The sequence below is a fragment of the Candidatus Ozemobacteraceae bacterium genome (assembly GCA_035373905.1).
Classification (GTDB): Bacteria; Muiribacteriota; Ozemobacteria; order Ozemobacterales; family Ozemobacteraceae; genus MWAR01.
Genome location: DAOSOK010000007.1, coordinates 41,669 through 67,371, shown reverse-complemented (window position 1 = coordinate 67,371; position 25,703 = coordinate 41,669). Strand labels below are relative to the sequence as shown.

Genomic DNA, 25,703 nt, shown 5'->3' with positions numbered 1-25,703 from the left:
TCATGTTTTCAAACACAAGGTCTGGTATAATTTTTCGCATGGAGAAAGGTGCCGGAGTGGTGTCGAAGGACGGAAGCTGGCTTGCCTTCTTTCTCGCCGTGCTCTTTTTCGCGGGGCTCCCGATCGGACTGATCAGACTCGGCGAGGCGTTCGTCGCCGCCCAGGAGAAAAACCGTCTCGGCAGAGCGCACCTCGGGCGCCTCGAGCAGAACCTGTTCCGTCTCAAACGCGAAGGCGGCGACCTCTATTACATTCAGCGGCAACTGAACGAACTCTACGGGCTTCTCCTGGAGGACGATTTTTCCGGCAACGCCGTCGCAAGCTCCGCATCCGCGCTTCGGAGGGCGAACCTTGGCTTTGTGACCGCGCACTTCTTCGATTCCGGGGGAGAAGTCATTCCGGTTCCCGGCAGGAAAATTGAGATGCGAAGTGCAATGAAACGCATCTATGCTGGCCTTGTCGAGCCGGAACTCCACGGGAAAAGCGATCTGATCGTGAAGAATCGCTCGCTGTTCCAGTCGATGCTCGGAAATATCGATCCCTCCGACGTCGTCTACCAGAAGGGTAGCCTCGTTTCGACACAGATCATGGGCCGACCCGGCTACTTCTATTGGAATACCTTCTACACCGAAGCGCAAGGCCGGCATGGAGGCAGGCAAACCAACAGAGCCGGTGATGAGGCCCTCGACGAATACAGGGGCGGCATCGTTGCGTTCTTCGAGGAACGGGACATCCCTCGGGATTTCGCGCTGAAACAGCTTCTTCGCAGGTTCAACGGTGAGGCGGCGCCTGGCGAGGGATATGCCCTCATCGATATCGAACGCCCCGAGGAGAGCCACGCGGTCAGAACCCTGGCCCGTCGCACCGGGCTGCGGAGCCAGGAGATCCTGCGCAGGGTCGTCGGGCTTCGCAACACCTACCAGCGACAGGACCAGGACAACGAATGCCTCACGGCGATCGTCGCGCTCGATGCCGGCCGCGTTGTGGCCGGCATGAAACGGTTCGAACACGGGCTCGAACGTCACGTCGGCATCATGATCAACATCCTGTCGGTCATGATTCTTCTGGTTGCCGGATACTGGTCCTGGCGGGTGCATGTCGCGGATGACATGGTTTCGATCTCGATACGGCACAAACTCGTCGGGCTGTTCCTGTATGCCACGGCGATTCCCGTCACGGCCCTCCTGCTTCTCGGATATCAATATATGCTCGACCGCAACCAGGTCATGGTCCAGGAGCGGGTGTCTCAGTTGTCAGGCCTCACGGAGAATATCGACGAAAGCTTCATGGCTGCCGTCCGCTCGCTGGAAAAGTTGTACAGACGCATCTCGCGCCTTGCCTACGTCCGGAACGGCGATTCTCGACGCATCCGGTCGCTTTCACGCCGTCTCAATGACGCAGATCTTCTCTCGCAGATGTTCATGGTCGATTCCAAGGGGCACATGCAGCTTTTGGAAGATATGAATCCGCGAGGCCGCGATTTGATCGGCAAGCTTATTCCCACTCTCGCACGGAAAATATTCGCTGCGAGACTTGGCCAGAGCGATAACGATCTGCGTGCGAACATGTCCGACGTGATGGTGGAGAGCTTTACGGACAGTATCGCCGAGTTCATGTCGGGCAAGGGCTCGCAAAGAATGTTCGGAAGCATCATCGAGGCGAACGACAAGATCATCGAGTTCATGCTGGGGAATGTCGGAAACCTCATGTATTCGACATTCGTTTGGGGCGAAGGGGAAAAACGCCCGGCGAATCTTTTGCTGATCGTTCACCGGACGCGTGAATACGCACGGAAATATCTCAGAAACATTGTCCGGCAGAATCAGCTCCGTTCGGAAAACGTTGCGCCCGTCAGGCTGGCAATGGCTTCGCGAGGTGACGGCTACTCCGTCTATCCGCGCGATTACACCAAGTATCCTTTCGTCAAGGAAATGGCGGAAAAGGTCCAAGCGACCGAAACGCAGCATGCTTCCGTCGAAAACATCGGCGGTCAGCCGTATCTCGTCGTCGCTTCACCGTTGAAAAAAATGCCGGATTTTATACTCATTACGATGTATCCGCGACGGTTGATCGACGCGGTCATCAGGAACAACAGCGTGAAAATCGGACTGGTCGCCCTGGTGAGCGGATGCTTCGCCTTTTTCATCGGCCTTCTCCTGTCGCGGCACTTTCTGTGGCCTATCAATCAGCTTGCAGCAGGAGTCACGGCGATCGAGCGCCGCGAATTTTCACACCAGGTTCCTCCGCTCGGGAGCGACGAATTCGGCGATCTTGGCACGACGTTCAATCGCGTCATCGCGAACCTCGAGGAAATGCATGTCGGAAAGATCGTTCAGGAGACTCTCTTCCCGAAAATGCCGGTCGCCCAGGGGGAATACGAATTGTACGGCGCGACCGATTCCATGACCGACCTGGGCGGCGATTACTTCGACAGTTTCACCGTCGGGGACCGCCATCTCGTCACCATCATCGGTGATGTCACGGGGCACGGCGTGCCCGCGGCTCTGTTGATGGCCATGGCCAAGAGCGGCGTCGCCATGCTCGGGCCGGGCGAGTCCGTCCGTGCCGTCGAGGCCATGGACCGGCTGAACCGGATGGTGTTCGAGACGGTCAAGAAGAAGCGGTTGATGAGCCTGATCTATGCGGTGCTCGATACGCAGTTGAACAATGTCGAACTCGTCAACGCAGGCCACTGCTTCCCGTTCCTCCATCGATTCGCGAGCGGCGAGACGAGCGAGATCGAAAAACCGGCGTTCCCTCTGGGTGCGAGAAAAAACGGGGCTTTCGAAAGCGTGTCCATTACCATGAATCCCGGCGACAGCCTTATTCTCTACACCGACGGGATCGTCGAAGCGAAAGACTCGGGGAACGTCGTTATCGGATACTCCCGTCTGCGACGTATCGCAGGGGAAGCTTGTGCATCGGCACGGACGGCCGAAGCACTTCATGCCGATATCCTGCGTCGCGTGAAAAGCCTGATCGGCAGCAGGATGATCGAGGACGACGTCACCCTGCTCGTGATCCGGCGAAGAAACGGTTGACACCACTCCGAATCGCTGGTATCATGAACAATTCCGGTCAAGTTTTACAGGGGTGGATCGCAGCCCCTTGAAAGGCAGGGATTGCTCGCGGCGTGGCCTTGATCAATGACGCAGTCATCGCCGAGGTACGTGGACGGATCGATATCGTCCAGTTCGTGGGCGAGTATGTACGCCTCACCCATACCGGGCGAACCTACAAGGGGCTGTGTCCGTTCCACCAGGAAAAGACCCCCAGCTTTTACGTTGTTCCTGACAAGCAAATCTTTCACTGTTTCGGATGTTCGAAAGGCGGTGACGTGTTCCGGTTTCTGATGGAGGCCGAGCACCTGACGTTCCCCGAGGCGATCCGGCAGCTTGCGCGGCGCGCCGGTGTTGCCATTCCGATCGAAAAAGACCCCGAATACGAGAAGAAAGCCCGTGTGTACCAGATTCTCGACGAGGCGGCGAAGTTTTACACCGCCCAGCTTCAGCAGGTCGGCGGAAAGATCGCCCGCGAGTATCTGAAGCAGCGCGGCATCACCCCCGAGACGGCGTCAAGATTCCGTCTCGGCTATGCCCCCGACACCTGGGACGCCCTGGCCCTCGCCCTGGGAAAAAACGCCGAGCGCGTCCAGCTTCTCGACCGGGCCGGCCTGGTCAAGCAACGCTCGACCGGAAGCGGCCACTACGATACGTTCCGGCATCGCCTGATCATCCCGATCGCCGACGCTCACGGCAGGATCGTCGGGTTCGGCGGCCGGGTGATGGGCAAGGGGGAAGAGCCGAAATATCTCAATAGCCCCGAAACCGACCTGTTCAACAAGCGGAAGATGCTGTTCAACTTCCGCGATGCGCTTCAGCCGATCCGCCGCAGCAACTCCGCGATCGTGGTCGAGGGCTATCTAGACGTGATCAGTCTCGTGCAGGCGGGCATCACGAACGTCGTCGCAACCCTCGGAACGGCCATCACCGCCGACCAGGTCGCCCTCCTGGCTCGTAACTGCGAAAACGTCTACTTCTCTTACGATGCCGATGAAGCGGGCCAGCGGGCGACGGTGCGAGCGATCTCCCTGCAGCGCGACACGCCTCTGACGGCGAAAGTCATCTCCTTCGAAGACCCGAAAGACGATCCCGACAGCTTCGTGCGCCGCGAGGGCGCCGAGCGGTTCGTCGATCGCATCGTTGCCGCGAGGGACATCTACACCTTCCTCGTGGAAACAAAGACCCGTGGAATGAAGCCGCCGCTCGAAATCGCGGTCAAAGAGCGGCTGGTTCGCGAATTCAAGGATCTCGTCCCGGCGATTCACAGCCCTGTTGCGCGTAGCGAAGTCATAAGGACAATTGCACGGCTGATCGACACCGACCCGGGAGCGCTTGAAATCCAGTTCGCGAACCGCACGTTCGTCAAGCCGGAAGGGGGAGCGGGAACGCCCGTTCGCGCCCGGCCGGTGACCGACGGGATGGTGCGGCGGCAGGAGTGGGTGCTCAAGCACCTGATAGAACATCCCGAAGAGCTGGAACGCACGCGAGCCATGCTTGCGCCGGCCGACTTCACCGATACCCGGCTTCAACAGATATTCACGGCAATATGCCGTTTACAGGAAGCCTCGGGCGGGAAGTCGCGGCCGGCGGACATCATTGCCGCGATCGACGATTCTGAGCTCGCCTCTCGTTTCAGCGAGCTTCTCATCGAACTCGAGGAGAAGCCCGAGGAACCGTTTCTCGAATGCGTGTACGGACTCGTGAAAAGCCGGTTGAAGCGTGAAATCGAAGAGCTTCTGGCGCGAATCCGCACCGCCGAGCGGGACGGCCGCGAGAGCGAGGTTGCCGAGCTGACCATGCAGCAACTCGAGCTCCGTCGCAAGATGGAGGCACTCAACCAGCGGAATGCTGGATTGTAAGGAAACAGACATGAAGACTTCGTCAACAACACAGGCCGCCCCCAAGGCATCGCCGAAACAGTCGAAAAAAACGGCCGCCCAGGCGGCTGTCGAAGCCGTCGCGCCTGCGCCGGCGCCGGCCCCGACCTCGGGTCCGGCGGGTAAATCGCTCGAAGCGATCCGCGCCGAGCTGATCGAAAAAGGCAAAAAGCAGGGCTACCTGAGCTACCAGGAAATCAACAGCGCGCTGCCCGACGGGCTCGACACCGAAGCGTTCGAGACCGTCGTCACCGAGCTGATGGAAGCCAACGTCGAGCTGGTCGACGACGACGAGATCCAGCTCAAGGAAAAGCTCCGGATGCCGGAGGAAAAGAAGGACGAGAACTATGTCGAGGCCCAGGAAGACTTCGACGACATCGATGACTCGGTTCGCGTATACCTCCGCGAGATCGGCAAGATCAAGCTTCTCACCATGCAGGAGGAAGTCACTCTCGCGAAGCGCATCGAGCACGGCGACCAGGAAGCCCAGCGGAAGCTGATCGAGGCGAACCTGCGCCTCGTCGTCTCGGTCGCGAAAAAATACACCAAGCGCGGTCTCCTCTTTCTCGACCTCATCCAGGAAGGCAACCAGGGCCTGATACGCGCGGTCGAGAAGTTCAAATATCGCAAGGGCTATAAATTCTCCACCTATGCCATCTGGTGGATCCGTCAGGCCATTACCCGCGCCATTGCCGATCAGGCGCGCACGATCCGCATTCCGGTCCATATGGTCGAGACGATCAACAAGCTCCGCAAGGCGAGCCGCAAGCTGGTCCAGAAGCTCGGCCGCGATCCGGCCGTCGAGGAACTCGCTCTCGAGGTCGGCCTGCCGGTCGAGAAGGTCAAGAACATCATGAAGACGGCGATGGACCCGATCTCGCTCGAAACGCCGATCAATGGCGAGGAAGACTCGCATCTCGGCGATTTCGTCGAGGACAAGTCGGCCCTGCCGCCGGCCGAAACCGCGTTCAACAACATCCTCAAGGAGCAGATCAATCGCGTTCTCTCGACCCTGACCGAGCGCGAGTCGAAGGTCATCAAATACCGGTTCGGTCTCGAAGACGGCTGGCAGAGAACCCTCGAGGAAGTCGGCCAGAAGTTCGGCGTCACCCGCGAGCGCATCCGCCAGATCGAGGCGAAAGCTCTCCGGAAACTTCGCCATCCGAGTCGCTCGAAAAAACTCAAAGAATTTTACATGGAATGATGCTTGCGCGATGCGGAAGGATATGATATACTCTTTCTGCTTCAAGGGCCTATAGCTCAGTGGTTAGAGCTGCCGGCTCATAACCGGCTGGTCGCAGGTTCGACTCCTGCTGGGCCCACACCTGCCGAATGATGTCCTAAGCCCCCATCGTCTAGCGGCCCAGGACACAGCCCTTTCAAGGCTGCGGCGAGGGTTCGAATCCCTCTGGGGGCGCCCTTATATGAACCGCCATCGATCGTCCGTCGATGGCGGTTTTCCTTCGTGGGCATATCGCGCGCATCGCGCGATGCACGTCTGTGTCTCCCCACCAGAATGTTCGTGGGAACGCAGGTGCGACTGGCCTTGCGATGGCATTGAAATACAAAACTCATTGTCGGGGACTTGCGGGTTTTGTACCCTCATGTTAGGATTGAGTATCTTCGTCCGAATTTGAGAAAAGGGGAGTATTGATGAAGAGGTTAACAGCCTGTTTCGCCCTGTCCTTCTTTTGTGCCGCTTCGGCGTTCGCTTTTGACGTGTCGCCCACGCAGACGAACGTGAAGCCGACCCGCCGCGGACCCGTTTCCATTTCCGAGAACCTGATCCGCGCGGTCACGTCTCGCAATGCCGATATCCGGCACGTCGACCTGTTGGTCGCGACCGAAGATGGTCAGCGCCTCAACAGTCTCCGCGGCGACCTTTCCGAGAAGCTCTCCGGCGACAAGGCTTTGGCTGCCCGCAGATATATCCAGCGCAATGCCAAGCTGTTCAATCTTCCGGTCACCAAAGACGACAACATGCTCAAGATGATCCGCAACGAGGAAGCCGCCGGCGCCACGCACGTCGCCTTCCAGATGAACCTCGACGGCGTCCCGGTTCACGAAGCGGAAATCTCCCTCCATATCGGCAAGGATGATCGCGTTCAGCTCGCGAACGGCTCCTTCCCGACCATTAACGAAATCATCAACCAGATCACCATCAGCCGCCAGGATGCGCTGGCCGCCGCCAAGCGCTCGCTGGGCATCAAGAAGATCCGCGGCGTCGCCAAGGCCGAAATGGTCGTGCATCCCGAGAAGAACGTCGGCCGCATGGCGTACCTCGTGAAGATGGGCGCCCTCGAGCCTCTGGGCGACTGGGAAGTCCTGATCGACGCCGAAACCGGCAAGGAAATCAGCCGCGTCAATCAGATGGTGTTCGCCGAGGCCCACACCGGCAAGGGCAACGTGTTCGTGAACCATCCCCTCGCCGCACCGGCCTCCGTCGAGACGCTGAACAATCTGCTCACCCACGGCCTCGAAGGTCTCTACTGCAAGGCCGTGAATGAAGATACCGCCGGCTCGGTCAACGAGAACGACGAGCACATCTACGATCCGGACAACACCCACTTCGACGAAGCCAATATCTATTACTACATCAACACCGTCCACGACTTCTTCAAGAAGATGGGCTACGACAAGCTCGACTGGGCCATCAAAGCCACCGTCCATGTCGGCGACAAGTATGACAATGCCTATTATTCCCCGATGGAAAACGCCATGGCCTTCGGCGACGGCAATCGTCTGAACGATCTCGCCAAGGAAGAAAGCGTCGCTTATCACGAGTATTCGCACGCCCACATCGCCCAGATCGTCCGCCTGAATTACAGCGCCGAGTCCGGCGCCATGAACGAAGGCCAGGCCGACTACTTCGCCTGCACGATCTCGAACGACGACAAGGTCGGCGAGTATGCGATGAACAAGATGGGCAAGCCCTATCTCCGCATCCTGACCAATAACATGCATTATCCCGAGAGCATCGAGGGCGAAGTGCATGCCGACGGCCGCATCTGGGGCGCCATCCTGTGGGATATCCGCAACGCCCTCGGCGCCGAAGTCGCCGATCTGCTCATCCACAAGAGCTTCTACTACCTGAAGGCCGGCAGCCCGAAGTTCATCGACGGCGCCAACGCCATCTTCACCGCCGACAAGAACATCTTCGGCGGCAAGTATGCCGATAAGCTCCGCGAAGTGTTCAACAAGCGCGGCGTCACCAAGGCCGGCGATCCGACCGTCCTCACCGGCGAGCAGCTCGAGAGCGCCCGCCTCTTCAACGAGGTCCACGGCGAATAATCGTCCCTGATCAAAAACACCGGGAGGCAACCGCCTTCCGGTGTTTTCTTCATCAGGGCTACATCCGCAGGCAGGCCAACGAGCCAGAGAGACGCCGTTACGCAGAGAAGGAATCTGCAGATGACGCAGATTCCGCCGGTTCAGAACACCTTGTGATCCTTCTGCACGTCGAGGACCGACATGACGACACAGGGGCGGATCGTGATCAGCCGCATTGCAGATGAGAGATATGCCGGAAAGACTTCTTCGCGTTTTCTGCCGTGAGGCTTTTCGTTCCTACATGCGTGAGTAGGCGGCGGTGATGCGACGGCTCAGGGATTTGAGGAGGTTGACGGACCAGCTGGGGCGGAGTTGATAGAGCACGTTGAAGTTCTTCGGTTCGAGTTTCAGCGTTTTCGAGGGAATTTGCGCCCTGATGGTGGCCGCCCTCGGTTTTTTCTCGAAATGGGACATCTCGCCGAAGATTTCACCCGCTTCCATCGTGCAAATGGGCGTGCCGCCTTTCGAAACTTCGACGCGTCCGTCATACAGGATATAGATCTCATCGGTGAGATCGTTCTCGGCGATGATCGTTTCGCCGGCGTCGAACGCCTTTCCAAACATCGCGACGATTTCGTCGGGAATGGCCTCGTTCTCCTTCTGGAAGGCGAGGCCGTACAGGGCGCCGACGGTCGACATGTCCTCGGACACCTCGAATTTCCCCTCGGTCTCGTCGGCGCCTGTCGAGAATCTGCGCTCACGTTTCTCGTTCAGAAATCGGAGTTCCCGGCAGAGAGAGAACGTCGCCGCACGCGCGAGAAGAATATCTACAGATATATTCTTGAAAAAATCTTTCGGTTTCCAGGAGTAGATCTCCGAATCCTCGAGCGTGATCGCGCTCGTGATACGGGTGGAGGTCTCGAACGAGTCCTGCAGGCCCATGAGCATGTTCTCCGCCATGCCCATGCGGAAAAACCCTTCGGATGTGCGGCGAGCAATCATCGCCTTCCCCTGGATGATGAAAAAGACGGTTTCGTCGTTCGGGGAAACGGGAGCATGCTCTGCGTAGATGACCGTCTTCGCCTTGAGAGACAGTTTTTTCCCGTAGTTGAAGGTAAACATTCAAGATCGCCTGCGCGGCCGGTTTCTCATGAGCTGTGCGGAGTGCTTTGCCTTGGATGGATGATTCGAAATGCCGACGATTCAGGGTAACATGCCTCGAAGCGTTGAAGGAAACAAATTCACGGGAACGCGGGATTATCCGGAGACGATCGTGTATACACGCCGTTCGAACAGCACTTTATGGAGAGGGGGAAATATGGTATCATGAATTTGGTACAGGGCCGGAAAAGGCCTTGATGAAGGAAGTGCAACATCTATGAGTTATTGTGTGTTTTGCGGAAAGGATCTCCGTCGCGGCGGGGAGTTCGTTCAGAACCGCGACGGGATGCTCTTGTGCAAGACCTGCGTCGAAACGGCGGAAGATATTTTCAAGCGGAAAAACGCCAGTGACCGCGACCCCGTCAAAAAGGGCGCGACGGCCGGCAAGGTCGATCTGAAAGCGATCCTCAAGGAATACACCCCCCGGAAGATTTACGACGGCCTGTCGGAATACGTCATCGGCCAGGATGCGGCGAAGAAGGTGCTGTCGCTGGCCGTCTACAACCACTACAAGATCCTCTCGATGATCGACTCGACCGATGTCGAGTTTGAGAAATCGAACATCCTCCTCGTCGGACCCACCGGAAGCGGAAAGACGCTCCTCGCGAGAACGCTTTCCAAGCTCCTGAAAGTGCCCTTCGCGATCGGCGACTGCACGAGCTACACCGAGGCGGGATACGTCGGTGACGACGTCGAGAACGTCCTGCTCTCGCTGCTTATCGACGCGAACTACGAAGTCGACGACGCTCAGCGCGGCATCGTGTATCTCGACGAGATCGACAAGAAGGCGAAGACCTCGAACAACGTCTCGATCTCTCGCGACGTCTCCGGGGAGGGCGTTCAGCAGGCGTTTCTGAAACTCATCGAGGGGACCGTCGCGAACGTGCCGCTGACGGCCGGCCGCAAGAACCCTATGTCCCAGCAGGTCGTGAAGATGGATACCCGCCACATCCTCTTCATCTGCGGCGGCGCTTTCAACGGTCTCGAAAAGATCATCGGCAAGCGCCTGCACCATGATTCGGCGATCGGCTTCAACGCCGACCCGCGTCCGAAAGACCTCGCCGATCACAAACTGTTTCACGCGGTCGACACGGAAGACCTGCTCCAGTTCGGGTTCATTCCCGAGTTCATCGGCCGCCTGCCCGTGCGGGTTGCCTTGGACGGTCTCGGAAGAGCCGACTTCATGCGCATTCTTCGCGAGCCGAAGAACGCCATCGTACGGCAGTTCACCAAGCTGTGCGAGATGGATGGGTGCAGACTCGAGTTCACCGACGACGGCCTCGAACGCATCGTCGATGAGGCCCTGGCGCGCAAGACCGGCGCCCGCGGGCTGCGAGCCGTCTTCGAAAAAGTCCTTCGGAACGACATGTTCGCTCTCCGAGAGAACGGCAGGTCGAAGCTGGTCATTGACAAGGCCTACGTTGAGCGCCAGATCGGCATGTTGATCGAGGAGCAGAAGAGACTTTCCGACCAGGCCCCCGAGCCTGAAGCCGCCCGACAGCAGGCCGTCAGGCCGGAAGGGGCCGAAGCCGTCCCGGCCTGACCGAAAAACGGCGCACGACCGGAACGATACGAGAACCCCCCGGACGATGATCCGGGGGGTTCAATAATTATGCGAATACTCGTTACCTGGTTGCCTCGGCGGTCTTTTTGACGGCCGGGCCGGCCTTGACGACTTCGGGAGAGGCGCGGTCTTCGAAGGAGCGGAAATTTTCGGCGAAGCGGCGGGCGAGATCGTCTGCGGTGCGGTCGTAGGCCGCCTTGTCGGCCCAGGCATTCTTCGGCGTGAGGATCTCGGTCGGGACGCCGGGGCATTCCTGCGGGACCTGGATGCCGAAGATCGGATCGGCCGCGAACGCGACCTTGTCGAGCGAGCCGTCGAGAGCGGCAGTGAGCAGGGCGCGGGTGTAGGCGATCTTCATCCGCTTCCCGACGCCGTAGGCGCCGCCGGACCAGCCGGTGTTCACGAGCCAGATGCGGGTGCCGTGCTTCTTCATCGCCTCTCCGAGCATCTGGGCGTAAGTGAACGGATGATGGACGAGGAACGGGGCCCCGAAACAGGCCGAGAAGGTGGTCGTGGGCTCGGTGATGCCGGCTTCGGTTCCGGCCAGCTTCGACGTGTAGCCGGACAGGAAATGATACATCGCCTGTTCGGGCGAGAGACGCGCGATGGGGGGGAGGACGCCGAACGCATCGGCCGCGAGGAAGAACACGTTGCGGGGATGGCCGCCCACGCCCTCGAGGACGCAGTTGTCGATGTGGGTGACGGGATAGGTCGCGCGGGTGTTTTCCGTCAGCGAGCCGTTGTCGTAATCGGGGCGGCGCTGCTCGTCGATGACCACGTTCTCGAGCACCGATCCGAACCGTATGGCGTCGTAGATCTGGGGCTCGTTCTCTTTCGAGAGCTTGATGCACTTGGCGTAACAGCCGCCCTCGAAGTTGAAAATGCCGTTGTCGCTCCAGCCGTGCTCGTCGTCGCCGATGAGCTGGCGGGCAGGGTCGGCGGAGAGGGTGGTCTTCCCGGTTCCGGAGAGGCCGAAGAACAGAGCCGTGTCGCCTTCGCGGCCGACGTTGGCCGAACAGTGCATCGGGAAGACGCCGCGTTTCGGCAGGAGGTAATTCATAACGGAAAATATACTTTTCTTGATCTCGCCGGCGTAGTTGGTGCCGCCGATCAGGATGATGCGCTCGGCGAAGTTGAGGACGATGAAGATGCCCGAGTTCAGGCCCATCGTCTTGAAATCCGGGGCGTGCATGCCGCAGACGTTCAGGACGGTGAAATCAGGCACGTCGTTGATCTTGTCCTGGGCCTTGGGCCTGATGAACAGGGTGCGGGCAAAGAGGTTGTGCCAGGCGCGTTCGGTGACGACGCGCACCTGGAGACGATATCGCGGGTCGGCGCCGGCGAAACCGTCGAACACGAACGCGTCGCGGTTCTGAAGATAGCCGCGGGCGAGAGTGATGAGGCGGTTCCAGTTGTCCGTCGACAGCTGTTTGTTGACGGCCCCCCACCAGATATCCTTGTGCTCGGGCGTCTCCACGACGAACCGGTTGTTCGGGGACCGGCCGGAGGGGTTTCCGGTGCGGACGACGAGGGCCCCATTCGAGGCAAGCTCGCCTTCGCCGCGGTCGAGGGCCTCTTCGATCAGGGCCGCCGGGGGAAGATTCCGATACACGTGCTTGAGGCCGTTCAGGCCGAGATACGTAACGCATTCTGACGCAGGCATCGTCTTCATGCTCCTTTCCTCGCGGGCATCCGCGCGGGACGCCCATTTTCGGCAATTCTACCTCACCGGGCGACGGGGGGCAACTCTTCGGTGTATATGAAGGCAAATAATGAAACCGGCCCGCGGCGAATGCCGGAGCCGGAATGATGGCCGCGTGGATGCGGGCGGTCACGCCTGCGGTATCTGGGGCGGCTGGACGGGCTGAGGTGTCGGGGCAGCCTTCGGTTTCGGCTGTTCTTCAGCCGGTCTCGGCGGGATCAGAAGCCACCAGGCGAACGCGAAGGCGCAGCCGACCTCGACACCGAGGATGTACGCATCGAGAATGCGATCGAACCAGGGCAGGTCTTGGGCGAACATGCTCTCGCCGGTCAGCGCGGCCGCCCCGCACAGTACCAGGATCGCGGTTTTGAAGACGGCCGCAGCGGCACGTCCGCCGGCGAAGCCGAAAATGGCGGAACTGGCGATGAGCCCGATGAACAGCACGATCGCCAGCAGAACGCCATCGACCATCGGTTTGCGGGCATGGAAGATCACGAGCCGAGGCGCGCGGCTTCCCGTCGTGATCAGCTTCCGGTGGAACAGAAGGCACTCCGACCCCTCGGGAAGCGTCGGAATGACCGGAAGCAGACCGGCGGAACTTCGCGGAGCTCCGGGGCTCACGGCCGGCATGCTCCGCGGCATCATCTGGGACATCACGTTCGAGGCCATCTTCCCGCCGATCGCGCCGGAATACACTTGCCCGGGGAGCTCGGGCATCGATTCCCAGCCGTGCTGGAACTCGCCGCCGAGGCGGGCCATGAAATGTCCTGCCGGAAGGTCGAGCTTCCAGTTCATCTGGCTGACGTCGAGCGACATCATCGGCAGATGCAGTTCGAAACGCCCTTTCCAGTGCAGTCTTCCGAGTTTCTCCGAGAAGAAGATCGTCACGCCGAACGGGGTATAGGTCTTGCCGGTCCGCGGCGAACGGATCAGGGGCACGTAGATCTCGCCGTCCTTGCTACGGCCGGGCTTCATTGCCTCGCCGTTCACCTCCAGAGCCAGGATTTTGAGCCGTTCTGGCATCGAGCGGAGGACGAGGAACTGGTTGTTGTTGTTGCGCACGACCAGGTCGAGCCGCGTCAGGGCCTCGCCATCGTCGTTCATGACCGTTTTCGCGACGGCGGCGTCGATCTGGGCCGTGCTGACCTCGAGGTTGCGATGTTTCGTCACTGTCATCGAGGCGGTCGCGTCCTTCTGGTATTTGAACGCCTGGGCCATGAAGCCGCGGGCGCTTCCGGTCATCGATGCGGGAAGTTCGGATGCGTCGATTCCCGTTGCTTCAGCAGAGTGCTCGACGCGCACTTCGAGACCCTCGCGGACTTCGACGCCGAAATATCCGTTCTGGCGGTCGATCCGGGAACGGGCGCCCGCGCTTCGAAGCCGTGGAAGATCGAGCGGAAACGAGCCGTTGATTGCCGGCGTCTGGCGCTCCATCGAGATTCTCAGTTCGACCTGGTTCATCCGCCGCGCGTTGAGCTGAACGCGTAGCTCCTGCTTGCCGTCGGACGTTGGAACGCAGCTCCAGCTCGCGATATCGGCCCCGTTCACCTCGATCACGTCGGCTCCGGCAGGAATCTCGAACAGAAATTCCCCGGCAGGGTGCTGGTCGATCTGGAGGCGAACCACGTCATTCGCCGCGATGACGCCTTCCGAAACCGTGAAAAGAACTTCGTGATCGACGGCGACCCGGGCGATCCCGGGAGCGGCGGGAACCGGTTCCGACGGAGGTTTCTGCTGCTGGTCGGACGCAACCGCCTTGTCACGCCACTCGACGGAGATCGCGGGAGCGGGTTGCAGAACGGCCGTCACCATGGTCGTACCGACGGCGTCGGCGGTTCGGGTAATCACGCCGGGCTTGATTTCGACGGCCTGGTTCGGGCGGTCGATGACGAGGTTCAGAACGGCCGGGCCGTAAACGGGAACCGGCAGCTGGAAGCCGTCGACAGGGGCATTCGTCTGCGTTTTGGAGGTCAGATCCTTGACCAGTTCGGCTTCGATAAGGACCGGGCCTTCCCGGTCCGTCAGGATAACCGGCCGCTTCTCGCGGAACGCGAGCGGGGAAACGTTCTGAACTTGTTGCACCGTCGCCTGCTGGATCGCGGTTTGCACCATCGCGATGTCGTTTTGCAACTGCTGGCGGGGCACGAGATCCGTGTGCTGGGGGCCGGACTGCTGTGTTTCGGGCGCCAGAAGCGCCGGAACGCCGTCGATCGTGACGGATTTGACGCCCACCCCCTCCGTCGGGAACTCGAGTTGCTTGAAGCCTTTTCCGGACAGCACGACTTCGAATTTCAGCGAGATATCGACGCGGTCCTTCGTCACCCGCGCCGTATACGACGCGTTGACGAATGTCACCCCCAGCGGCGGATACCATCGGGACGGGTCGGGGTCGGGAATGCCGATGTCGCGCAGATAGTTGTATTCGTCGAGGGAGAGCGCGACGAAGCCGCTGTCACGGGGCAGACGGTCGCCAAGCTGGGAGTAGGGAACATACAGATCGAGGATTCGTTCGACGCGGGGATCCGCGGCGGGCGGTTCGGCCGACATCGCCGGCGAGATGCCGGACAGGAGGAAAAGGAGCGCAACGCCCGTGACGACGACGTTCCCCTGCGAATCACCGGAACGCACGGCAAACAATTTTCGCGCGATCATCAGGAGGGCGAGGACGAGGAAAAACGCGATCCATGCCGCGATCTGGAGCTTCGGCATCAGGTGTTCCACGACGGCGACCGCGATGATGAGCGTGACGGCGAACAGTCCGGCGATGGCGGGGCTACGCCGCTGCGCCGACAGCCAGATGGGAAGGGCGAACAGCAGGCCGGCGATACCCATGATCGCCTTGAGGCCGGTGCGAATCGGCTCCCAGAAGATGATGCCCTTGAACTTCGCAGCCTGGCCGGCCGGCAGATGGTTCCGGAAGACGACCACGGACTTTCCGCCCGTCGGGATCTTCATGTCCACGGGAAGAGCGCCGACGTCGCGCCCCGGCGCGCGGCGCGCCTGGCCGGGTCTCGCGCCGCCTTTCATCATGGGGCCTTTCAGGCCGAGTGCCTCCATCGAATCGGTCTTTCGTTCGAGGCGCTTGTCGGTCATCTCCGATTTCATATCCTTGCGGGAGGGAGCGTATTCGGTGTCTTCCTGCACTTCCTCGTCGCCGGGGGAAACGGCGGATGGGCTGATCTCATTGATCTGCGAAAACATTTTGGCTCTCTGCATCGAGGAGTAGCCCTGATCGGTGATGCTGCCGATCATCGGGCCGGAAACGCTGGCGAGGAGGAATATGATGCATACGACAACGAATATTTCGAAGGCGCCTCTCCAGGAAAAGCCATCGCTTTGTTTGATGCGCGTCCAGATCAGGATGAGGACCAGGACGACGACGATGAAGATCAGCCCCTCGGATGACGCGATGCCCGAGAAGAAAACCGAGACGGCTTCGAACGGGGCGATCCGGATCGGGCGGTCGGCGAACGACAGATTCGACGGCCTGGCGATCAGGTCATACCGGTCCGGTGCATACACGCGCCAGGAAAGGCTCATGACGTCGAGATCCAGGGTCGGCAGCGCCGAGACCTGCTTGTAGATCAGGCCGCTGACGGGCGCGGGCGATTTGTAGACCAGCCTGACCGTGAACCCGTTTTTGCCCGACGTCGCCGTGCGAGCAGTTCCGATTGGAATCAGGCACGTGTCCGAGCCGCGGGTCGACGCGGTGACCGGAGCGCCGTCCAGAGCCGTGGATAAAATTTCCGAGCCGCTCGTGATGCGGGCCGAGAGATACTGCTCGCCGTTGTTCTTGAGACGCATGTCGAGGCAGGTAACCGATGAGCCGTCGCTCGTGAACACCGTCGTGCCATCAAGCGTGTCGATGACGGCGTTCAGGACCGGCACGTCGGCGTGACGGACGACGTCGAGTTGCAGCGGCGGATCCAGCGGTGGTTCGAGATACCGAAACGCGAGCAGGATCGGCCGGTTGGCCAGCCCGGACAGCTCGGCCGGCAGATCGGTGACGTCGACGGACGTCACTTTGGGCAGGTCGGCAAGCGAGTCGGTCTTGCGAATTTCGATCGAGGTGCGGGCTTCGATACCGATATGGCCCTGGTCGCGTTCGGCGCCGAGCACCTTCATGACGGGGAGCGAGAGGAGCTGGGCGACGTCCGTCATCCGCGTTTCCGATGTGAGTTCGATGGAAACCGGCCCCTTGATGCGCGATGTGAAGCGACAGATCAGTCTGGTCTCGCTGCCTGTCTCGATTTCGTGCCCGGCCAGGCGTTCGCTCCGGACGTCGAGGATCTCGGTGCCGGATGGAATCAGGATCACGGCCTGCTCGGCGGCAGAACGGGTGATGTTCAGGTTCAGTCGGGTTTCCGAGCGAACGAACCCTTCGCCGATCGAGTGGAGGACCAGCGTTTCGGCGAGGAGCCTGGCCGGTTCCTCCGGCCGCTGCGGCGCGGGAGACGGCGCGGATGCCGTCTGTGCGGCTTCTTCCGGTTCCTGGCCGGGAGCGGGGGATGTGCGCGGCGCCCAGCGGATGGTGCAGCGGTCGGTGGGGCCGAGAATGCCGGAAAACCAGGTTCCCTCACCGACGTTCCGCTGGTCGATTCCTTCGGCGCGGTCGATCTCGCCGAACTGGTCGGTCTGGTCGAGGAAGACCTCGATCCGGTTGGTGGGAACTCGCGGGATGCGGAACGTGACTTCATTCCGCTCGGGGTCGTCGACCTGGGGACACAGGAACCGGAAGCTGACCTCATGCCTGTCCGGGCCTTTCACGGCGAGCATGAAGTCGCTGTTCTGCGGCGATCTCCGGTTCGCCTGGCGCGCTGTCTGCGTTCTGACACCGCGCGCGGCATCGTTGTATCGCTTCTGAAGCAACTCGACCTGACCGCGCGGCGCCGCGCCGTCCTGGATACCGCCGAAGGAGGTCGGGACGATCCCGACCGGGCGGCCGTCGAGCCTGACCCACTCGAATCCGAGATCGCCGCCGGTGAGCGACAGGAGTGCCCATCTCGGATTGGGCATCTCGAACCAGAGGCGGCCCTCGACTGCGGCGACGCGGTTGCGGACCGTGACGCGATACTCGGCGCCCCCGAAGATGAAGTCGAGATCGAGCAGGGGGAGGGGGCTCGCGGGATGGCGTGCTAGGAAGGCATCCTTGGCATCTTTCAGCCTGTCGTAGGCTTCCCGGGGAAGGAGCATGAACCGCGGATTCCGTTCCATGAGTTGCTGGAAATCTGTGAACGGAATATAGCGGATGCGCTCGGAGATCAGACCGGCAGGCGCGGAAGCGGTGTTCGCAAACACCGGTGCCTGAGGCTCGGCCGACAGGCCCCCGGTCCATGTTGCGAGAAGTCCCAGAACGGCGGCCAGAAGAATGGGTACAGCGCGAAACAGCCTGACGGACATGCGTCGATCCTCCCTGTTCGGGTCTGGTGTTTTCTCCTGTCATGCTAAATGCCCCGGGCGGCGAATGTCAACGGAACGGCTCGAACGGCTCTGCATTCGGCGATGATGGTTGCCCGCAGAGAGGCTCTTTGTTATGCTTTGACGGGATCGGTACATTCCTGAAAAAAACTGCTGCTGGAGAGAGGAAAGTCATGTTCAATGCCGTTGAGCTCATGATCGATGATTTCATCAAACGCCTCCGGGACGGCTACCGAAGGAGTTTCGGCGGCCAGAATCCCGAATATGCCGACATCATCGCGTGGGCCGGGTTGATGGCGATGGAGAACATCGCGAACAGCGATGCGCTCTACCACAACGTCGAACACTCGATCCTCGTGACGCTGGTCGGCCAGGAAATGTTGCGTGGCCGGCAGCTGCGCCAGAGCGGCGTCACCCCCTACGACTGGATGCACTGCATCATTTCGTTGACCTGCCACGACATCGGCTACGTCAGAGGCGTCTGCCGCGCCGACCGCCCCGGCGAATACGCGACGGGGAACGGAAGCGAGATGGTGAAGGTGGGCTTCGGCAATACCGATGCGGCCCTGACGCCGTATCACGTCGATCGCGGCAAGCTGTTCATCTGGGAGCGGTTCGGGGCCCACCAGATCCTCAAGGCCGATCTCATCGTCGCGAACATCGAGTTGACGCGGTTTCCCGTGCCTCAGTCCCAGGCGAGAAACGAGGGAATGAGCTATCCGAACATCGTGCGCGCCGCCGATCTGATCGGCCAACTCAGCGATCCGCGCTACCTCAAGAAGATCAGCGCCCTTTACTACGAGTTCACCGAGACCGGCGCCGCCAAAGAGTTCGGCTATGCCGACCCGGGCGATCTGAAGCGCCACTTCCCCCGCTTCTACTGGAAGACCGTGTATCCCTACGTGAAGGAGGTCATTCCCTACCTCCGGCTGACCCAACAGGGAAAACAGATTCTCGCGAACCTGCACGCGAACATTTTCGAGGTCGAGCACGACGACTGGTACGACAATCTCCAGATCGAGCCGGGAATGGCCTGCAACCTGAAGGGGGGCCGATTCTGAACGGGAACGGCCCGAAGCACCCGCCCGGTCCGGCATCCGGTTCTCAGTTCCGGAGGCCGGAGCGCCCCGTGCCGGCCCCAAAAAAGGACGCAACCAGCCCGCACGGCCACCGGCAACGCGTTCGTGAGCGTTACGACCGGGCCGGGCTCCAGGGCTTCGCCGAGCACGAGATCCTGGAATTCCTGCTGTTCTATTGCATACCATATATAGATACGAAGCCGCAGGCGAAACGTCTGCTCGCCGGATTCAAGGATTTGCCCGGCGTTTTCGCGGCCCCGCGGCACAGGCTGATGGAGGAGGGCGGAATCCCCGATTCCGCCGCCCGCATGCTGCACCTGGTGCGAGATATCTCCCATCACGTCCTCAAGCTCAAAACGTTCGGGAATACCCCCACCATCACCAACGCGAGCACGGCTATCACCTATCTCAGCGGCATCATGGCGAACCTTCCGGTCGAGGAATTCCGCGTCGTGTTCCTGGACAACGCCAACACGGTGATCGCCGAAGAAGCCCTCTCGAAGGGCGTCGAGGACCAGACGGCCGTCTATCCGCGGCTGGTGATGAGAAGAGCCCTGGCGTTGCATGCGACGGCCATTCTCGTCGCGCACAACCACCCGAGCGGCCACCTGAAACCCTCGACCGCCGACCATGCGATCACGCGCGCCCTCGCGGCCGCGGCCGGCACGCTCGACATCCGCTTCCTCGACCATCTCATCCTGGGCCGCGAACACGAAGGCTATTTCAGCTTCAGAGAGAACGGATTCCTGTCATGACCGACAAAACGTCTTCCGAAGCCCCGTTCCAGACAGGGTTGGGGCGTTCGCTGTTCCACTCGCTGGGCGATGGCATCGTCATCGCCGACCGCGACGGAAACGTCGTGTTCCTCAACCGGCAGGCCGAGGAGATCCTGTCGGTCGCCCTGGATGAAATACGCGGAAAACCGATGGATGCCTGTCACCGATGCCCCTGGAAAATACGGAAGATCGTCGGCGAGTCCGGGGCTGAGAAACCCTATCGGGCCGAGGTGCCCGTTGGCGACCGGTGGTTGTCGATCACGGCCACGTCTCTCAGGGGCGAGAACGGAGACTGCGTCGGATATGTAATGACCGCCCGCGACACGACGGACCGCCACATGCTCGAGACGGCCCTGAAAAAGAGCGTGTTCGAACTCCGCGAGCGCCAGGAAAAAATTGACCTGCAAATAGAACTTGCGAGGACCATCCAGAAGGCCCTGATGCCGTCGGACGTTACGACGTTTCCCGGGGCCCGCGTCCGGCTCTGGAACGCCCAGTCCCAGATCGTCGGGGGCGACGTGATGTTCGTGCGCGAGGAGGCGGATGGCGGCTGGCTGATGCTGGGCGATATCATGGGGAAAGGACTGTTCGCCTCCCAGTTCGTGCCGCTGCTTCACGGCTTCGTCCGCGACGAACTGCCGTCGGCCACGATGCCGGCAGCCCTCCTGCAGAAACTGAACGATCGTCTGGTCGGTTTCATCGCCGACCGGTTTCCCCTGTTCGTCACGATGGTTTGCCTTCGATGGAAACGGGACGCGCGCTCTGTCCAGGTCGCCTGTGCGGGGAACGAGAATCCCTACCTCGTCGGTGCCGACGGCGCCGTATCCAGGATCGAACTTCAAAACCCTCCGTTGGGTCTTGGAGGTGGCGACGGATACCAGTCCAGGGAGTTGTCCCTGCCGCCGGGATGCCGTATCCTGTGCTGCAGCGACGGCGTGACCGAGGTTCACAAGAACGATCCGTCTCTCGACGGCGACTGGCTGGGGAAAATGATCGCCGACTGGACTTCTGCCGGCAGAGACCCCTTCGGGGAGCTTGTCGGGCATCTCAAACGTGCGGCCGAAGCGAACGTGCCGCATGACGACCAAAGCCTGATGATTCTGGAGGTGTGACGTGAAATATATTATTCGATATGTCATGATCTTCGTCGTGCTGGCCTCGCCGGCGTTTGGCGAAACGCCCGGGTGGTACCCGCTCGAGGGCCCCGAAGCGGCGAGAATCCTCGTGCCGGGAGAACGGCCTCTTTCGATGGGGCAGGCGAACGTCTTTTTCAACTGCATCGAGTTCGCGTTCGGCATCGCCATGACCCAGGCCGAGCAGGAATCGGTCCGGACGGCACTGATGCAGGAATATCTCCAGTTCAAGGGCGATCTCCTCGACGATCTGAAGGAGGTGGCGAGCCTGTGGAAGGACGTCTGCGCGTCGCCGCCGGAACGTCGCGGACAATATCGAGTGATATTGAAAGACGTGTTCCTCGGCGAGTCGAAAAAGGAGCCCCGGCTCGACCTCTCGCGGGCGATCTCCCGCATCAATGCCCAGGAACTCGACGTACTCGGCGCCGGCACGCCTCCGGTAACGCGGCGGTCGCTCGCGGCCTTCATCGAACTGGTCCAGATGGCGCTCAAGCTGCGCGACCGGCGCATCGTCGCATGGGACGACTCCACCCGAAAAGCCGTCGAAGCCGCCGTACTGAGCCGGCTTGCCGCCCTGCCGCCGGCCGGCCGGAACTGGCTCGCGAACGCCGACATCCACCGGGCTCTGACGGTCCGGGGATGGCAGGAGGTGGCGGCCGACGAGCGTGACGCCATCAACCGTCTGCTGGTCGAGACGTTCGCCCCGGCCCCCGCATCGGGAAGCACGCTCCCCGTCGATGTCGATGCGATCCCGATTCCGCCGCCGAATCTATTCCAGCTTCCGACCGACCTGCCCTGGCCGATGCGCTGAATTCAGACCTCGAAATCCTTGTTGCCGACCGTCCGCGCCATGTCGTGCGCGGGCGGTTTCGCGTTGTGGAGCAGGTCGTTGATCTTGCCGTACAGCACCTCGAGGCCGACCTGGTTGTTCGAGCCGTGCGGGATGATGAGGTCGGCGACGTAGCGCGACGGCTGGACGAGGCTGATTGCCGCATCGCGTACCGTGCTCTCATACTGGGCGATGATGCTCTGCACCGTCCGGCCTCGTTCGATATGGTCCCGCTTGAGGCGCCGGATGATGGCGACGTCGAGCGGCACGTCGACGAAAATCCGCAAATCGCAGAGCGGCATCAGCTCAGCGATGCAGAAAAGGAGCAGCCCCTCGACGACCAGGATCGGATGCGGCTTGATCGTGACGGTTTCCTTCAGGCGGTCCGAGGTCTTGAAATCGTAGATGGGTCGTTCGATCGATTTGCCGTCCTTGAGTTGGTAGATGTGTTTGATCAGCAGATCCGTTTCGAGCGCGTCCGGATGATCGTAATTCTTGATCGTCTGCTGCGATTTCGCGCGGTAATACATGTCATGCTCGAGAATCGACACCTTGCCGGGAAACCGCTTCGCGATCGCTTTCGATACGCTGCTCTTGCCGGATCCCGAGAGGCCTGAAATGCCGATGACATAGATTTCCGTCACGTGATGTTCTCCCTTCTGCGCCCCGTGTCACGGGATGCGGGCCAAAAAAAAGACCGGGTTCAGAAACCCGGTCCGAAACATAAGGAGGCAAACAAAACCATACCCTGTTTCGGCTGGAACTGAAGATTCCTTAACGCCGAATCGGCCGTCGCCGAAAGACAGGAACGGACAAACGCAAACAAGCGCATACGCTGGAAGTCCCCGATGGGATTCCGAAGACGAAAAAGAAATGCAAAAAAAACAGGCGCCCCCCGGAAGGGACGCCTGTTTGCGCGCATTGCGGATCTCAGGAGAGAAGTCCGGAAATCGTTGCGGCGATCTTCGCGGAAGAGAGGCCGAACGAGTCGAGAAGCGCTTCCGGCGGTCCCGAGCGGGGCACGCTGGTCACGGCGACGTGCTTCCAGTCGCGAATCCGGCCTGCGAGGCCGCTCGCGATCGCTTCGCCGATGCCGCCTTCGCGAGCGTGTTCCTCGAACACCGCGATGCGGCCGCCCGAAGCGTTGAGCGCTTCGATCATCTTCTCGGTCGGGAAGGGTTTCACGCAGTACAGGTCGACCACCTGCACCTGGTTCCCGTTCGGGAGTGTGTCGAGGGCCTTGAGGACTTCGTGCAGAATGACGCCGGCGGAAACGACGGTCAGTTTCGGCGCTTTGGACGGTCGCACGATCTTCAGTTCGCCCAGGGGGAAGCTTTCGTCGGCCTTGTAAAGCAGGGCCGTGGCGGGGCGGGAGAGGCGCACGTAGCCAGGGCCGTTGTGGCGGGCGAGCTCGGCGATGCAGTGGTAGGCCGAAACCGCGTCGGAGGGATAGAGCACCGCACCGTTCGGAAGCGTGCGGAACGAGGCGATGTCTTCGAGCGCCATCTGCGACGGGCCGTCTTCGCCGATCGAGATGCCCGCGTGGGTTCCGAGGAATTTCACCTTCAGACCGGAAAGGGCCGCCATGCGGATCTGGTCGAAGGCGCGGGCCAGGAATGCCCCGAACGTGCAGGCGAACGGGATCAGGCCGCGAGCTGCGAGGCCGGCCGAGATGCCTGCCATGTTCTGCTCGGCGATGAAGCACTCGACCGAGCGGTCGGGGAACTTCTGGGTGAACTTTTCCGCGAACGTCGAGTTCTGCGTGTCGCCGTCGATGACCCAGATCCGGGAATCGGCGTCGCCGAGCGCGACGAGCGCATCGCCGACGGCCTGGCGTGTGGCGACCTTCGCACCGGCCTGGTAGGGGGCCGGCGGGATATGCGGGGCGACCGGGCCGCCCGGGATGGTGCCCTTCGCCGGGGACGGCTTGTGGATGACCGGGGCTGGCGGGCTTTTCATGATGTCGTTCGAGACGTCCGCGCAGGCGGCGTCAAGCTCGGCGCCCGGTTTCATGGGCTTGCCGTGCCAGCCGTCTTTGTTCTCCATCGCGGCGACGCCGTGGCCCTTGAAGGTGCGGGCGAGAATGCAGACGGGTTTCCCCGAGACCTTCACGGCGCGGTCGAATGCGGTGAGGAGCTCCTCGAAATCGTGACCGTCGACTTCCAGCGCTTCCCAGCCGAAGGACTCGATCTTGCGGGCGTAGGCGTTCATGTCGTGTCCGTGCATCGTCGCCTGGCTCTGGCCGAGGCGGTTCACGTCGACGATCGCGGTGATGTTATCCATCTTGAGGTGGGCGGCGAGGGCGAAGGCTTCCCAGACAGAGCCTTCGGCCATTTCGCCGTCGCCAAGCAGAACGTAGGTGCGCGCGTCGCTCTTGAGCACGCGTGACTGCTGGAGGGCGATGCCGAGACCAACCGACAGCCCCTGGCCGAGGGAGCCGGTGGCGACATCGACGAACGGCAGGCAGGGCATCGGATGCCCTTCGATCGGGGAGTTCATCTGGCGGAGCGTGAACAGGTCCGCTTCCTTGAGAAAGCCGGCTTCGCACCAGGCTGCATACAACGCCGGGGCCGCGTGACCCTTCGACATGACCAGGCGATCGTTGGCGTGCGACTCGGGATGCGCCGGATCGTAGCGCATCGTGTGAAAGAAAAGGACCGATAGCAGATCGGCGGCCGAACAGCAGGACGTCGGGTGGCCGGAGCCTGCCTTGGCAGTCGTCTGGAGCGACAGCAAGCGGATTCTTGCTGCCCTGTGCTTCAATTCCTTGATGAGTGGCCCTGTATTGCGGCTCATGGGTCCTCCTGGCGGGATGAATGTGCGAGAACCCTTATACCATGCCGCGGATCGTTTTTCCACCCGGGAATGCATTTATCCTTTCGCGGGAGCGGCCGGGGCGCCGGTCTGCGGCGCTTCTGCCCCTTGAGGAACGGTTTCGGGTTCAGGCAGGGCCGGAACGCCGCCCGCACAGAGGGAAACGAGTTTTTGAACCGGCGCGCCGCCAGGAATGAGTTCGGGGATCCAGGGGAGGAGCCAGAAAAACGAAAGAACCACGGTCATGGTGCCCGCCAGGGCGAAATCGTATTCGGGAAACGGCCTGAAATCGATGATCAACAAGGAAATCGCATGGATCCAGAGGCCGACACCGGCCGCGCGCAGGGAATGGCCGGGAAGAGACCAGAGTGCGAGCCTGCGGGGCGGGTGTACCGCATCTGTCCTGGCCGCCAGGGCGAGATCGATGCTTCGGTTCGGGAGACCGAGGAGGAGGCGCAGGAACCACGCAAGTCTCAGCGGATCTCCCGCGCCGGCGGCCGCTTCCCCGAGTTCGGCTGCTGCCCCGGATAGTCCTCTTCCGGAATGGATGCGCAGAATCAGCCAGGTCGAAAAAACCTGCGAGATGACGATGAACGCCCATGCTTTCAAGGGAGGAACGAACGGAAACAGGCATGCGAACTGAAGGCCCGACGGAACCCCGATCAGAGAAGCGGCGATGATGCCGCCGAGCAGTGCAAGCCAGGTGCTTCCCGGCCAGAATTCCGACCTGAGCTGATGGGTTGTGTAGAAGATTTTCGCATTGGCGGGATGTACACGATTCGGTGCGTCTGCGAATATCCAGACGAGCGCGACAATGATGCCGAGGGCTGCGAGGAAAAGCGCGAGTCCGCGGATCGTGCGTTGGAAACGTACATTCCACATTTGGGGGTAAAAGTGTATTCAGAATTTCAGGTTGTGCAAGTGAAACTTTTTTGGGAAGGGTTGTTGTGTGGTATCCTGTTTTGTGTTATTGTGACCCCGAGTGCGTGATGCCGCCTTGGTATCGACAGGATCAGCT

At 61.0% G+C, this 25,703-nt stretch carries 15 protein-coding genes and 2 tRNA genes; 11 read left to right on the top strand and 6 right to left on the bottom strand.

Annotated features, from left to right (window positions below):
• Positions 1-56: 56 nt before the first annotated feature.
• The 6 genes from PLU72_04955 to PLU72_04930 all read left to right on the top strand — a co-directional run bounded on the left by PLU72_04955 (position 57) and on the right by PLU72_04930 (position 8,230).
• A complete protein-coding gene (locus PLU72_04955; protein HOT27515.1) occupies positions 57-3,041 on the top strand; it encodes a SpoIIE family protein phosphatase in 2,985 nt (994 codons plus the stop codon).
• Between the two features lie 92 nt (positions 3,042-3,133).
• On the top strand, positions 3,134-4,921 hold the full coding sequence (dnaG, locus tag PLU72_04950; protein HOT27514.1) for a DNA primase: 1,788 nt from the start codon (positions 3,134-3,136) through the stop codon (positions 4,919-4,921).
• A gap of 10 nt (positions 4,922-4,931) precedes the next feature.
• Entirely contained in the window at positions 4,932-6,143 is a 1,212-nt protein-coding gene (gene rpoD / locus PLU72_04945) for an RNA polymerase sigma factor RpoD (GenBank protein ID HOT27513.1), read from the top strand.
• Between the two features lie 45 nt (positions 6,144-6,188).
• Positions 6,189-6,261 (top strand) — tRNA-Ile (locus PLU72_04940).
• 22 nt (positions 6,262-6,283) lie between these two features.
• Positions 6,284-6,356 (top strand) — tRNA-Glu (locus PLU72_04935).
• Between the two features lie 236 nt (positions 6,357-6,592).
• Positions 6,593-8,230, top strand: coding sequence for a M36 family metallopeptidase (locus PLU72_04930; protein HOT27512.1), 1,638 nt, complete (start codon positions 6,593-6,595; stop codon positions 8,228-8,230).
• Between the two features lie 276 nt (positions 8,231-8,506).
• On the opposite strand, the gene PLU72_04925 is transcribed toward PLU72_04930, so the two are convergent.
• Complete coding sequence (locus PLU72_04925; protein HOT27511.1) at positions 8,507-9,331, bottom strand: cyclic nucleotide-binding domain-containing protein; 825 nt, start codon at positions 9,329-9,331, stop codon at positions 8,507-8,509.
• Positions 9,332-9,587: 256 nt separating this feature from the next.
• Here PLU72_04925 and clpX point away from each other — a divergent pair, with 256 nt between their 5' ends.
• On the top strand, positions 9,588-10,913 hold the full coding sequence (clpX, locus tag PLU72_04920) for an ATP-dependent Clp protease ATP-binding subunit ClpX (GenBank protein ID HOT27510.1): 1,326 nt from the start codon (positions 9,588-9,590) through the stop codon (positions 10,911-10,913).
• Positions 10,914-10,995: 82 nt separating this feature from the next.
• On the opposite strand, the gene pckA is transcribed toward clpX, so the two are convergent.
• Positions 10,996-12,606 carry a phosphoenolpyruvate carboxykinase (ATP) gene (gene pckA / locus PLU72_04915; GenBank protein ID HOT27509.1) on the bottom strand — a complete coding sequence of 537 codons (1,611 nt, stop codon included), beginning with the start codon at positions 12,604-12,606 and terminating at the stop codon, positions 10,996-10,998.
• Between the two features lie 159 nt (positions 12,607-12,765).
• Positions 12,766-18,036: a hypothetical protein gene (locus tag PLU72_04910; GenBank protein ID HOT27508.1), complete on the bottom strand. Its 5,271-nt coding sequence runs from the start codon at positions 18,034-18,036 to the stop codon at positions 12,766-12,768.
• Positions 18,037-18,227: 191 nt separating this feature from the next.
• Here PLU72_04910 and PLU72_04905 point away from each other — a divergent pair, with 191 nt between their 5' ends.
• The 4 genes from PLU72_04905 to PLU72_04890 all read left to right on the top strand — a co-directional run bounded on the left by PLU72_04905 (position 18,228) and on the right by PLU72_04890 (position 21,853).
• On the top strand, positions 18,228-19,115 hold the full coding sequence (locus PLU72_04905; GenBank protein HOT27507.1) for a metal-dependent phosphohydrolase: 888 nt from the start codon (positions 18,228-18,230) through the stop codon (positions 19,113-19,115).
• Between the two features lie 68 nt (positions 19,116-19,183).
• Positions 19,184-19,888: a DNA repair protein RadC gene (gene radC / locus PLU72_04900; protein HOT27506.1), complete on the top strand. Its 705-nt coding sequence runs from the start codon at positions 19,184-19,186 to the stop codon at positions 19,886-19,888.
• Positions 19,885-21,021 carry a SpoIIE family protein phosphatase gene (locus tag PLU72_04895; GenBank protein HOT27505.1) on the top strand — a complete coding sequence of 379 codons (1,137 nt, stop codon included), beginning with the start codon at positions 19,885-19,887 and terminating at the stop codon, positions 21,019-21,021. Before radC ends, PLU72_04895 begins: the two co-directional genes overlap by 4 nt.
• Before the next feature lies 1 nt (position 21,022).
• Positions 21,023-21,853 carry a hypothetical protein gene (locus PLU72_04890; GenBank protein HOT27504.1) on the top strand — a complete coding sequence of 277 codons (831 nt, stop codon included), beginning with the start codon at positions 21,023-21,025 and terminating at the stop codon, positions 21,851-21,853.
• A 2-nt stretch (positions 21,854-21,855) separates the two neighbouring features.
• Here PLU72_04890 and udk read toward each other — a convergent pair whose 3' ends face one another.
• The 3 genes from udk to PLU72_04875 all read right to left on the bottom strand — a co-directional run bounded on the left by udk (position 21,856) and on the right by PLU72_04875 (position 25,567).
• On the bottom strand, positions 21,856-22,515 hold the full coding sequence (gene udk, locus PLU72_04885; GenBank protein HOT27503.1) for a uridine kinase: 660 nt from the start codon (positions 22,513-22,515) through the stop codon (positions 21,856-21,858).
• Between the two features lie 286 nt (positions 22,516-22,801).
• Positions 22,802-24,667 (bottom strand): transketolase, encoded by a 1,866-nt coding sequence (locus PLU72_04880; GenBank protein HOT27502.1) that lies wholly within the window; start codon positions 24,665-24,667, stop codon positions 22,802-22,804.
• Between the two features lie 75 nt (positions 24,668-24,742).
• Positions 24,743-25,567, bottom strand: coding sequence for a hypothetical protein (locus tag PLU72_04875; GenBank protein HOT27501.1), 825 nt, complete (start codon positions 25,565-25,567; stop codon positions 24,743-24,745).
• Positions 25,568-25,703: the final 136 nt, after the last annotated feature.

Coding starts and splice junctions, on each gene's coding strand:
- PLU72_04875 (HOT27501.1), bottom strand. CDS start 25,567: ATGTGGAATGTACGTTTCCAACGCACGATCCGCGGACTCGCGCTTTTC.
- PLU72_04895 (HOT27505.1), top strand. CDS start 19,885: ATGACCGACAAAACGTCTTCCGAAGCCCCGTTCCAGACAGGGTTGGGG.
- PLU72_04930 (HOT27512.1), top strand. CDS start 6,593: ATGAAGAGGTTAACAGCCTGTTTCGCCCTGTCCTTCTTTTGTGCCGCT.
- clpX (HOT27510.1), top strand. CDS start 9,588: ATGAGTTATTGTGTGTTTTGCGGAAAGGATCTCCGTCGCGGCGGGGAG.
- rpoD (HOT27513.1), top strand. CDS start 4,932: ATGAAGACTTCGTCAACAACACAGGCCGCCCCCAAGGCATCGCCGAAA.
- PLU72_04910 (HOT27508.1), bottom strand. CDS start 18,036: ATGTCCGTCAGGCTGTTTCGCGCTGTACCCATTCTTCTGGCCGCCGTT.
- pckA (HOT27509.1), bottom strand. CDS start 12,606: ATGAAGACGATGCCTGCGTCAGAATGCGTTACGTATCTCGGCCTGAAC.
- PLU72_04905 (HOT27507.1), top strand. CDS start 18,228: ATGTTCAATGCCGTTGAGCTCATGATCGATGATTTCATCAAACGCCTC.
- PLU72_04880 (HOT27502.1), bottom strand. CDS start 24,667: ATGAGCCGCAATACAGGGCCACTCATCAAGGAATTGAAGCACAGGGCA.
- PLU72_04925 (HOT27511.1), bottom strand. CDS start 9,331: ATGTTTACCTTCAACTACGGGAAAAAACTGTCTCTCAAGGCGAAGACG.